Annotated in this window: 7 protein-coding genes; 6 read left to right on the top strand and 1 reads right to left on the bottom strand. The window is 67.4% G+C overall.

Annotated features, from left to right (window positions below):
- Window positions 1-14 precede the first annotated feature (14 nt).
- The 4 genes from QPR87_RS14820 (at window position 15) to QPR87_RS14835 (ending at window position 7,272) form a co-directional block, all read left to right on the top strand.
- On the top strand, window positions 15-1,826 hold the full coding sequence (locus tag QPR87_RS14820; RefSeq protein ID WP_285050043.1) for a hypothetical protein: 1,812 nt from the start codon (window positions 15-17) through the stop codon (window positions 1,824-1,826).
- A 109-nt stretch (window positions 1,827-1,935) separates the two neighbouring features.
- Complete coding sequence (locus QPR87_RS14825) at window positions 1,936-3,969, top strand: hypothetical protein (protein WP_285050044.1); 2,034 nt, start codon at window positions 1,936-1,938, stop codon at window positions 3,967-3,969.
- Window positions 3,966-5,957, top strand: a complete 1,992-nt coding sequence (locus QPR87_RS14830; RefSeq protein ID WP_285050045.1) for a type I secretion system permease/ATPase — start codon at window positions 3,966-3,968, stop codon at window positions 5,955-5,957. The genes QPR87_RS14825 and QPR87_RS14830 overlap by 4 nt, the downstream gene beginning before the upstream one ends.
- The gene (locus QPR87_RS14835) at window positions 5,941-7,272 is read left to right on the top strand and encodes an HlyD family type I secretion periplasmic adaptor subunit (protein WP_011750561.1); all 1,332 of its coding nucleotides are present in this window, start codon (window positions 5,941-5,943) and stop codon (window positions 7,270-7,272) included. Before QPR87_RS14830 ends, QPR87_RS14835 begins: the two co-directional genes overlap by 17 nt.
- A 27-nt stretch (window positions 7,273-7,299) precedes the next feature.
- On the opposite strand, the gene QPR87_RS14840 is transcribed toward QPR87_RS14835, so the two are convergent.
- Window positions 7,300-8,763 carry an APC family permease gene (locus QPR87_RS14840; RefSeq protein WP_285050046.1) on the bottom strand — a complete coding sequence of 488 codons (1,464 nt, stop codon included), beginning with the start codon at window positions 8,761-8,763 and terminating at the stop codon, window positions 7,300-7,302.
- 772 nt (window positions 8,764-9,535) lie between these two features.
- Here QPR87_RS14840 and aroC point away from each other — a divergent pair.
- Complete coding sequence (gene aroC, locus QPR87_RS14845) at window positions 9,536-10,636, top strand: chorismate synthase (protein ID WP_230999978.1); 1,101 nt, start codon at window positions 9,536-9,538, stop codon at window positions 10,634-10,636.
- Window positions 10,637-10,886: 250 nt separating this feature from the next.
- Entirely contained in the window at window positions 10,887-11,915 is a 1,029-nt protein-coding gene (locus tag QPR87_RS14850) for a substrate-binding domain-containing protein (protein WP_104492834.1), read from the top strand.
- Window positions 11,916-11,961: the final 46 nt, after the last annotated feature.

Genomic DNA, 11,961 nt, shown 5'->3' on the forward strand with positions numbered 1-11,961 from the left:
AGGAGGAAACGACGATGGTTGCCAGCCGTAACATGAACCTCTTTGCCTGGCCGATCGACAGTCAGGACCAGGATCAAGAGCAGGGCCAAGGACAGGGCCAGGGTCAAGGACAGGGCCAAGGGCAAGGCCAGGGCCAGCTGAACAAGCAGGCCCAGGGTCAGGACCAGGGCCAAGACCAGGATCAGGGCCAGGGACAGGGCCAAGACCAGGGTCAGGGCCAGCATCAAAGCCAGAGCAACGCGAACGACAACGCGAATGCGAATGCCAATGCGAACAGCAGCTCGTCCGAGACGCTTGCCTATAACGCTGCGGGCAATGTGGCGGGCAACCTTGCCGGCAATGCCGCCAAGAACGCGGCCGACAACGACGCCAGCAACGCGGCGCATAACGATGCGACGAACGATGCCTACAACAAGGCGGTGAACACGGCCTATAACAACACCGATGTCGAGACCAACGTCTCGACCAATGTCAGCGTGGGCCTCGATCTGAACGGATGGGAGCCGACCGACAACGACTATGCCGACATCGACCTGGACAACATGCATGGCAGCATGGGCGACCTGCTGGTCAACCGTGACGGCAATATCAGCATCGGCACCGATGACATCAATATCAGCAATGTGCTGAACAATGCCCTGAACGGTGGCGGCAACGATACCGGCATCATCATTCCGCAATCGGCGACGATGAACGATCAGGACGACCTGAGCGATCCCACCGTCACCAACAATGCCGACTTCAACCAGAACGGCAGCGTCTATGGCGGCACGGCCACGGCCGAGCGCGGCATCGATGCCGGCGGTGAGGGCGGCGGAGGCGGTGCCGGCGGCAGCGCCGACGGTGGTTCGGGCGATGCGGATGCCGATGGCGGCAAGGCGTTTGCGACCGGCAGCGACGCCCATGGCGGCTCGGGCGGCGGTGCCGCGGCGACCGGCGGTTCCGGCTCCGGCGGCGATGCGCTGGGGGTCGGCCTGGGCGTCGGCCTGGGCGGCACGGCCAATGGCGGCGACGCGGGCGGCCTTGCGGCAGGCATCGGGGCCGGCCTGAGCGGCGACGCCAATGGCGGCGATGCGGGTGCCGGCAGCCTGGCGGGCGCGCTTGGCGCCGGCCCTGGCGGCCCTGGCGGCTCCGGCGGCTCGGGCGGTGCGGGCGGCGACAGCGGCGCGGCCGATGCCGGCCCGACCGGTGCGCTTGGCCTTGGCCTTATCGGCGTGGGCGTCAACAGCGACAGCGGCAATGGCGGCACCACCGGCGACGGCGGTGACGGCGGCGCGGGCGCTGCGGGCGGCGATGGCGGCATCGGTGCCGGGATCGGCGCAGCCCTTTCGGCCGCGGCGGCGATGGCCGGCGATGCCACCTCGGGCGATGCGGGCGGTGCCGGCCTTGGCGCCGTCTGGGCTGCGGCCGGCAATGGCGGCAGCGCGGACGGCTCGGGCGCGGGCTATGGTGATGCCGCTGCCGGCAACGGCATCGGCGGTGCGGTCAGCGGCATCACCGGCGGCTATGGCGGCGCTGCCAGCGCGACGGGCGGCTATGCCACCGGCGGCAACGGCATGAACACCAACAGCGGCAATGGCGGCGATGGCGGCCAGGTGATGTCCGGCGACGGTGGTTATGCGCATGCCGGAACCTGGGGGTCGAACAACGGCGACGACGGCTATGTCACCGGCTATTCGACCGCCTCGGCCGATGCGATCCTGGATACGACGGCCTTCAACCAGAGCATCGTGATGGGTGCGAACATCCTGGGCAACACCGTCGACATGACGGTGGTCGGCGGCGATCTCAGCTCGACCGTGGTCGGCCAGGACGACCTCTCCTGAGAGGCGCGCAAGCGAACACCCTGCGCGGGGCCATCCCGCGCAGGTTTCACTTTAGGTCATTTCCCTTCGGCGCCCCGCCGAAAGTGCTTTATCGAGGAAGGTGGCAGCCATGTTTACGATCGACGCAGCGGACGAAGCGATCTGGCACTTCATCGGGCTTTTTCACATCGGGGAAGAACGCGGCCGGATGCGGATCGAATACGACCGGCTGACGCCGAAGAAGGCCGATCCCGATCTGGGCCCGGTCGAGCCGCTGGACCTGTCGGGCCAGCATCCCTATCGCCCGCTCGATCACCTGCCCGACATTCCCTATGTGCCGCCCCATCGCCCGGTCGAGGGGCTGGCGGCCGACCCCAGGCCGCCCCTGATGGAGCTGGAGACCTATTTCCCGCGCTTCTCGGTCTCGCCCGAGGTGGCGTTTCTCGCAACGCTGTCCGGTGGCATTCCATGGTCGGCCACGCCGCCGGGCCGTTTCCTGACGCCCGAGGATCCCAACTGGACCTTGCCCGTGCCGGGATCGGTCGCCGTGATCGTGATCCAGAAGACCCGGCTGGCCGACGACGACCAGATGAATGCCGACGGCATCCGGGGCGGCCTGGTCGATGCGCACCTGCTCGCGGGCCGGCTGGAGGCGCTGGCGGCGCAGGCCGGCCAGCTTGGCATCGCCCTGCCGGTCGCGATGCCTGCGGACGAGCCGGCCTTTCGCCTGACCGCCGAGACCTTCCGGCAAGCCGGACTGCCCCAGGCCGAGGCCGAGGCCGCGGAAGTCTACGCCCGGCAGGGCGCCGATGTCGAGGGCCAGTATCTGAACGGCGCCGCGGTCGATGCCCGTCCCGATATCGACGCGCTCATGCCCGCATACCGCAAGGAACAGGCGGCCGAACAGGCGCGCGAGGCCCAAGAGAACGCCGCGCCCCCAAGGCATGAGGGGCCTTCGTCGGCCGGGTCGGCATTCGCCACCGGCCCGGGCGAGGGCGGGCAGGGCCATGACCTGATCCTGGGCAACAACATGCTGGTCAATCAGGTCACGATCAATTCCGCCGCGCCGACCGCGCCGGTCATCGTCGTGGCGGCCGGCGTCTACAGCTACAACATCGTCAGCCAGACCAATGTCTGGAGCGATTCCGACGTGCTGGCCGGCCTGTTCGGCGCGGCGCATGGCCAGCCTGCCGGAGCCCCGACCCAGGCGCTCAACTATGCGAGCTATGCCTCGTTCTCGAACCCGATGCCGGTGGCCCAGGGCGACGGCGAGGCGCCGCAATACTGGGTGACGGCGACGCTGGAGGGCAGCCTGATCAGCATGAACTGGATCGAGCAATACAACCTGATGTCCGACAACGACATCGCCTCGGTCACCGTTCACGCGAACCAGACATTGCTGCTGATGGGCCAGAACGGCGCGCTGAACCAAGTTTCGCTGCTGGAACTGGGCATGAGCTATGACCTGATCATCATCGACGGCCAGATCATCAACCTGAACGCCATCCTGCAAACCAACGTGCTGCTGGACGACGACCGCATCACGGTCAGCGACGGCCTGGGGGCCCGGATCAGTTCGGGCGACAATCTGCTGATCAACGATGCGACCATCGTCCAGGTCGGCCTGTCCGGTACCGTCGCGACGAGCCCCGGCCATGACGCGATGCTGGCCGGGGCGGCGGCGGGCGAGGTCGCCTTGCCGCAATCGGTGCTGGACGACCCCGCATTTCAGGGGCTGGACGTGGTGCGGGTGCTGCATGTCAAGGGCGACATGGTCTCGGTCAACGTCATCCGGCAGACGAACGTGCTGGGCGATGCCGACCAGATCGAGGTTTATCGCGACGACCTTCTGGCCGGCGGCGGCGAGATCGGCGTGGTCTCGGGCTCCAACCTGCTGGTCAACGCGGCGGTGATCGCCGAGTTCGGCGTCGATGCCACGATCCATTCGGGCGGAGAGGTCTATTCCGACGCCCTGCTGCATCAGGCCGAACTGGTGATGACCGACGATCCGCTGATGCCCGCCCCGCCATCCGGCCTGGCCAGCGAGGCGGTGCTGTTTCTGGCCGAGGGCATGCTGGGCGAGGACGATGCCGACGCAGGCTTCGTGCCGATAGGCGCGAATGCCGATGTGCCCGCCGACATCATGCAGACGGTGCTGGCATGAAGCGCGACCGGACGACCCGAGACCCGCAGGCGGGCGGACGCCTCTTGCTGGAGCCCGAGATGAGCGTCGGCTGGCAGGGTGACCGGCCCCGTGCGCCGGTCTCTAAGCCCCTGGGCACCGGCCCGACCATCGACCGGCAGGCCGGACGCCTTCCCGCCGAGCCGGCCGTGGTGCCCTCGAAGGACGGCGCGGCCTTTCACAAGCGCGTCTCGGAGCCCGATATCGCCGGGGCGCTGGGGGACACGATCCGCCGGATCTGGGCCAATATCCTGGGCGTGCTGCTGTTCAGCGGCGTGACCAACCTGCTGGTGCTGGCGATCCCGGTCTATCTGTTCCAGATCTCGGACCGGGTGCTGACCAGCCGCTCGATCGACACGCTGGTCATGCTGACGGTGGTGATCGTCGGCGCCGTGCTGCTGCAGGTGGTCTTCGACGCCATCCGGCGCGGCATGCTTCTGCGCAGTTCGGTCGACATCTCGGCCCGGCTCGGCTCGCCCATCCTGGCCGCCGCCGCACGCGCCTCGCTGCAAAGCAACGGGCAGGAATACCAGACGCTGGGCGACTTGCAGCAGGTGCGCAGCTTTCTGGTATCGGGAACGCTGCTGTCGGTCCTGGACCTGCCCTTCGCGCCGCTGTTCATCCTGGCGATCTTTCTGGTCCATCCGCATCTGGGCCTGATCGTGCTGGCCACGGCGGGGGTGCTTCTGGCCATCGCGCTGATGAACCAGCGCGCCACCGCGAAATCCTTTGCCGAGGCGAACCGGCACCTGAGCCGCGCGAACCTGCACCTGGATTCGATGATGCGCAATTCCCAGATCATCAACGCGCTGGCGATGATCCCCGAGGCCGTGACCATCTGGGGCCGGGATGCCGCCAGCTCGATGGCGGCGCAGGTGCGGGCGCAGGACCGCAACATCATGTTCGCCGGCGCCTCGCGCGGGGTGCGGCTACTGACGCAGGTGGGACTGCTGGGCTGGGGCGCCTATCTGGCGCTGCGCGGCGAGATCACCGGGGGCATGGTCATCGCCGCCTCGATCATCGCCGGGCGCGCGCTTGCACCCATCGAGGGCGCCATCGAGGGCTGGAACAGCGTGCTTCTGTCGCGCGCCGCCTATGGGCGCATCTCGGCGCTGCTGAAATCCTCGCCGCTGAACCAGCAGCGCCTGAAACTGCCCCATCCCGAGGGGCGGCTGGATGTCGAGCGGCTGCTCTACGTTCCGAACGGGACCAAGCGGGTGGTGCTGAACGCGATCACCTTTTCGCTGAACCCCGGCACGTCGCTGGCCATCGTCGGCAAGTCCGGCGCCGGCAAGACGACTCTGGGCAAGATGCTGGTCGGCTCGATCCTGCCCACCTCGGGCAGCGTGCGGCTGGACCTGATGGACCTGCGCAACTGGGACCAGCGCCAGCTGGGCCAGTGCATCGGCTATCTGCCGCAGGACGTGCAGCTGTTCCCCGGCACCATCAAGGACAACATCGCCCGGATGCGGCCCGACGCCCGCGACGACGAGATCTATCAGGCCGCGGTGCTGGCCGATGTCCACGACATGATCGCCAAGCTGCCCGAGGGCTATGAGACGGTCGTGTCCGCCGACGGATCGCCGCTTTCGGGCGGGCAGAAGCAGCGCATCGGCCTGGCGCGGGCGTTTTTCGGCAGCCCCCGGCTGGTGGTGCTGGACGAGCCGAACTCGAACCTGGACACCGCAGGGGACCGTGCGCTGTCGCGGGCGATGGCGCTGGCCAAGAAGGACGGGATCACCATGATCGTCGTGACCCAGAAATACCAGCTTCTCCAGGATGTGGACAACATCATGCTGCTGGCCGACGGTCAGATCGCCGCCTTCGGCGCGCGCGACCAGATGCTGGAGCGGCTGGCCAACAGAAAGCAGCCCGGCAACGCGGCGCCCGTTGCGGCGCAGCCGCCCGCGCCGGGCGGACAAGCCATGACACCCCCCGCATCGGAGGCAGGCCATGACCAGCAGGAGTGATCCCGACGGCCTTTATGACCGGGTGCCGCGCTCGGTCAGGACGCATCTGGTCTTTGGCCTTGCCCTGCTGGTCCTGTCCCTGGGCGGGTTCGGCAGCTGGGCCTTTCGGGCGCCGCTTGCGGCGGCGGTGATGGCGCCGGGCAGTTTCGTGGCGACCGGCCGCAACAAGATCGTCCAGCACCTTGAGGGCGGCATCATCCGCGAGATCCTGGTCGATGAGGGCGATGCGGTGACGGCGGGCCAGGTGCTGGTCCAGCTGGACCGCACCGCCGCCATCGCCAACCGGCGCGAGCTGGAGTTGCGCCGCGCCCGGCTGGAGGCGATCAGCGCCCGGTTGCGGGCCGAATATGCGGGGGTCGAGACGCTGGCCTTCGGCGCCTTCCTGCAAGAGCACGAGGACGAGCCCAGCTTTGCCGCCATCATGGCCGAGCAGCAGGCCGCCTTTCGCGCCGCCCGCGCCAAGCTGGACGGCGAGGTCATCCTGCTGCAAAGCAATATCGCCGCCAGCCGCTCCCGCATCGAGGGCTACGAGGGGCAGCTTGCCGCCGTCGAGACCCAGCTTGCCCTGCTGCGCGAGGATCACGGCGCCCGCGACACGCTGCTTCAGCGCGGGCTGGTGCGGCGCAGCGACGTCAACATGCTGGCGCGCGCCATCGCCGATGCCGAGGGCGAGGCCGGCCGCATAAGATCGCTGATCGCCGAAACCGAAGAGGCCGTGCGCAAGGCCGAAAGCGAGATCGAGCAGGTCCTGACCCAGCACAGGCAGACCGCGCTGGACGAAGGCCAGGGCATCGAGGCCGAGCTGGACAGCGTCCGCGAGCAGTCGCTGAAGGCGCAGGACGTGCTGGAGCGCGCCTATATCACCTCGCCCGTGGCGGGCACCATCGTGCGCATGCATTACCACACGCCCGGCGGCGTGATCGAGGCCGGCAAGCCGATCCTTGAAATCCTGCCGCTGGATGCGCCGCTGATCATCGAGACCCATGTCGCGCGCACCGATATCGACGAGATCGAGATCGGCCAGAAGGCGTCGGTGCGGCTGACCTCGCTGAACCAGCGCACGACGCCGGTGCTTCAGGGGCATCTGGTCTATGTCTCGGCCGATGCGCTGACGACGGAAACCGACGGCATCGCGCGCGAGGTCTATGTGGTTCGGATCGACCTGCCGGCTGCGGAACTGGAGCGGGTCCACGGCTTCAGGCCGACGCCGGGGATGCCGGCGGAGGTGATGATCGAGACCTCCGCCAGGACCTTTGCGCAATACCTGATCAAGCCGATCGAGGACAGCCTCTCGCGCGCCTTCCGCGAGAACTAGGCCACGGTGCCGCCGGCCCGCGGGAGATCAGTTCCGGGTCGAATCGCCGTGATGTTCGGCCAGATCCTCGACATGCTCCAGCCCGCCCGGCACATGGTGCCGCGTCGCGCGGTTCCACAGATAGGTCGCGGCCCACAGCACGATGCCGATCCCGATCAGCCAGCTCGCCACCTTGTATTGGTCCATCTGCGCGGCCGAGCGCGCCCAGGGTCCGGCCAGAAAGGCGCAGGTCGCCGCGCCGACCCAGGGCACCCAGCCCGGCGCCTTGAAATGCTGACGCTCGACCGGGCGCTTGCGCAGCACCAGCAGCGAGATGTTGACCACGGTAAAGACGCACAGCAGCAGCAGGGCCGTGGTGCCGCCCAGCAGGCTGACCGCCGGCAGGTCCGAGCGGGTGACGACGAAATAGATCAGCCCGAAGGCCAGCAGCGTGGTGAAGATGATCGCGACCCAGGGCGTGCGCCGTTCGCGATGCACAAGCCCCAGCCCGTGCGGCAGCACCCCCTGCCGCGCCAGGCCGTAAAGCAGCCGGCTGGCCATCAGCATGTTGATCAGCGCCGAGTTCGCCACCGCGAACATGCCGATGAAGGGAAAGATCTTGTCGAAGGGGAAGTTCGGCGCCCCCGCCCGCACCACCTGCGTCAGCGCCGAGCCCTTGTCGGGGTCCGACAGGTCGCCCACCGGCACCAGCGCCACGGCGCAGATCGCCACCAGCACATAGATCACCCCGGTAATGCCCAGCCCGGTCAGCATGATGCGGGGAAAGATGCGGACCGGGTCCGTGACCTCCTCGGCCATGTTCACCGAATCCTCGAAACCGACCATGGCGAAGAAGGCCAGCGCCGTCGCGGCCGTCAGCGCCAGGAAGGCGCCCTTTTCGTCGGGCGAGCGGAAGATCATAACCTCGCTGAAATCCGCCCGGCCCTGGCCCATGGCGTAAAAGCCGATGAAGATGATCATCAGCAGGCCCGAAAGCTCGACGCAGGTCAGCACCACGTTGGCCTTGACGCTTTCGCCGACGCCGCGGAAGTTGATCGCGGCGACCAGCGCCATGAACCCCAGCGCGATGATCAGGATGCCGCTGCCGTCCTTGCGAAAGCCCAGGCCGAAGCCGTCGTTCATGAAGCCCGCGAAGGCGTTCGACGCCGTCGAGGCCGAAGTGATCCCCGAGCACATGACGGTGAAGGCCACGAGGAAGGTCAGGAAATGGATGCCGAAGGCGCGATGGGCATAAAGTGCCGCACCCGCCGCCTGCGGATAGCGCGTGACCAGTTCCAGATAGGACAGCGCGGTGATGGTGGCGACGAGAAAGGCGACCAGGAACGGCGCCCAGGCCGCGCCGCCCACCTCGCCCGCCACGGTGCCGGTCAGCGCATAGACCCCGGTGCCGAGAATGTCGCCCACGATGAAAAGCAAAAGCAGCTTGGGTCCGATGACCCGCTTGAGCGTGTGCTGCTCCGGTTCCGTCCTGGTCCCTGTTGCGGTCGTCATTTGTGATCCCCCCTGGTTTCCGGGCTGATGTCCGAAAGGGTGCTCCCATCACGCTTTCCGGGCAACCCGCATCGATTGCATGCGATGGCCCTGTTTCCCAATCGCCACGGGGGCCGGCGGGTTCCCGCCCGATGCGGGGCAGGGCGCAGCTTGCCCTTGCCCCGCATCTTCGTGATGCCGTCGCAGACAGGTTTTCGGGCGGTCGCAGGTCGCTATCTTCGTGGCCCCGACGAGACACCTTACGTGCGTTGCCGGGCCGGATCCTTTCGGTTCCGGCCCGGCATGGGGTCATCGTTGCGGGTGATCGTGCCGGCCTCGGCTGAAATACAGCCGTTGCCGGCACCTTCATGGACGTAATCGTTAACACCAGTTTCAACATGATCTCGGCGCTTCAGACGCCATAAGGCATAGTGTTCCCCAAGCCCGAGGAGGTGGTCCCGGGGTCCCGAAAAGCTTTCGTAGACATGGTCCACTGCCCTCGTGGTCAGTGTGCCGGGTCATCGCCATCGGTTCCGGGGCTGTCCCTTTCCCCCGGCGTCCGATGGCGCGGATGGCCGGCCTGCCTTGCGATAACCACAATGCGCCGGCGGGCGTGATCGTCGTGTGAAACGCCGTTGCGGTTTGAAGAAAAAGGGTAATTTCTTTGAAATTTTCGATTCGTAATGCGCCCGGCGGCGGGCCTTGTCCGCAGCCGAGTCGCGGCCGGGCGGGGCTGGGGATTGCCCCTTGCCCTGCCTGCGGCTATCGCAGGCAAAAAGGGGATCCGGGAACCATGAGCTTCAACACCTTCGGCCGCGTCTTCACCTTCACCACCTGGGGCGAAAGCCACGGCCCGGCGCTTGGCGCGACGGTGGACGGCTGCCCGCCGGGCGTGGCGCTGGACGAAGGCTGGATCCAGCAGTTCCTGGACCGCCGCCGCCCCGGCAGCTCGAAATTCACCACCCAGCGGCAGGAGCCGGACCGGGTGCGCATCCTCTCGGGGGTATTCGAGGGCAAGACCACCGGCACGCCGATCCAGCTGATGATCGAGAACACCGACCAGCGCAGCAAGGATTACGGCGAGATCGCCCAGGCGTTTCGGCCCGGCCATGCCGACATCGCCTATCACCTGAAATACGGCATTCGCGACTATCGCGGCGGCGGGCGCTCCAGCGCGCGAGAGACGGCGGCGCGGGTCGCGGCGGGGGGCGTCGCGCAGGCGGTGCTGCGCGACCTGGTGCCGGGACTGAAGATCGCCGGCTACATGGTGCAGATGGGCGATCTGCATCTGGACCGCGCGAATTTCGATCTGGCCGAGATCGGCAACAACCCGTTCTTCCTGCCCGATGCCGGTGCCGTGCCGGCATGGGAGGACTATCTGAACGCCATCCGCAAGGCGCAGGACAGCGTCGGGGCCGCCGTCGAGGTGCTGATCCAGGGCTGCCCGCCCGGCCTTGGCGCCCCGGTCTATGCCAAGCTGGATACCGACCTGGCCGCCGCGATGATGTCGATCAACGCGGTCAAGGGCGTCGAGATCGGAGAGGGCATGGCGGCGGCCGCCCTGACCGGGACCGCGAATGCCGACGAGATCCGCATGGGCAACGAGGGGCCGCGCTTCCTGTCCAACCATGCCGGAGGGATTCTGGGCGGCATCTCGACCGGGCAGGACATCGTGGTCCGCTTCGCGGTCAAGCCGACCAGTTCGATCCTGACCTCGCGCCGGACGATCAACCGGAAGGGCGAGGAGATCGAGCTGATCACCAAGGGCCGCCACGATCCCTGCGTCGGCATCCGCGCCGTGCCCATCGCCGAGGCCATGGCCGCCTGCGTGGTCCTGGACCACCTGCTGCTGGACCGGGCGCAGACCGGCGGGCGGCGCGGCACCATCGGCTAGGCAAGGCGCGGATGCGGGAAAAGGGGAGGGGAACGCTGTTCCCCTCTTGGCCCGTGCCGGGCCAATTCACCCCATGGAGTATTTGGAGAACAGAGAAGGACGGAGCGTGGCCGGCTGCGCTTTTCGTCATTTTCCAGACGCATCTCGATTGTCGCGGAACTGTTACATTCCTTTCGCATAACCGTCGCACCGGCGTTCTAGAGAACGCACAGGCCGAATCCGGCCCCATGGAAATGTCAGGAGTGATCCTATGAAATCCGCGAAACTCACCGTGTCGGCGCTGGCCGTGATCGCTGCCTCGGCCACGGTGGCTGCCGCTCGCGACCAGATCCAGGTCTCGGGCTCGTCCACGGTGCTGCCCTATTCCACCATCGTCGCCGAAGCCTTCGGCGAGAACACCGATTTCCCGACCCCGGTGGTCGAATCGGGCGGCTCCTCGGCCGGCCTGAAGAAATTCTGCGAGGGTGTGGGCGAGAACACCATCGACATCGCCAATGCCAGCCGCCCGATCAAGGAAAGCGAGATCGAGGCCTGCAAGGCCGCCGGCGTGACCGACATCATGGAAGTCCGCATCGGCTATGACGGCATCGTCTTTGCCAGCGATATCGGCGGCAACGATTTCGCCTTTACCCCGGCCGACTGGTTCAACGCGCTGGCCGCCGAGATCGTGGTCGACGGCAAGGTCGTCCCGAACCCCCATACCAAGTGGAACGAGATCCGCTCGGACCTGCCCGACCAGGAAATCCTGGCCTTCGTGCCCGGCACCAAGCACGGCACCCGCGAGGTCTTCGAGGAAAAGGTGATCGCCGCGGGCTGCGAGGAATCGGGCGCCGCCGAGGTCCTGAAGGCCGAGAAGGGCGAGGACGAGGGCGCATCGGCCTGCATGGCGCTGCGCACCGACGGCAAGTCCATCGACATCGACGGCGACTATACCGAGACCCTGGCCCGCATCCAGTCGGCCAAGAACGGCATCGGCGTCTTCGGCCTGTCCTTCTATGAAAACAACACCGACAAGCTGAAGGTCGCGACCATCGCCGGCGTCCAGCCCTCGACCGAGAGCATCGCCTCGGGCGAATACCCGGTTTCGCGCCCGCTGTTCTTCTATGTCAAGAAACAGCATATCGACACCGTGCCGGGGCTGAAGGAATTCGCGGAATTCTTCGTCTCGGACGAACTCGCGGGGCCTGACGGGCCGCTGGCCGCCTATGGCCTGGTGGCGGACCCGGAACTGGCGACGACGCAGGCGGCCGTCGCCGACGAAGCGACCCTCGCCCAGTGATCCGCCCGGCGCGGGGGCGTGTTCCCCGCGCCGCTTCCCTTCCCTG

The sequence above is a fragment of the Paracoccus sp. SSJ genome, assembly GCF_030234105.1.
GTDB lineage: Bacteria > Pseudomonadota > Alphaproteobacteria > Rhodobacterales > Rhodobacteraceae > Paracoccus > Paracoccus denitrificans.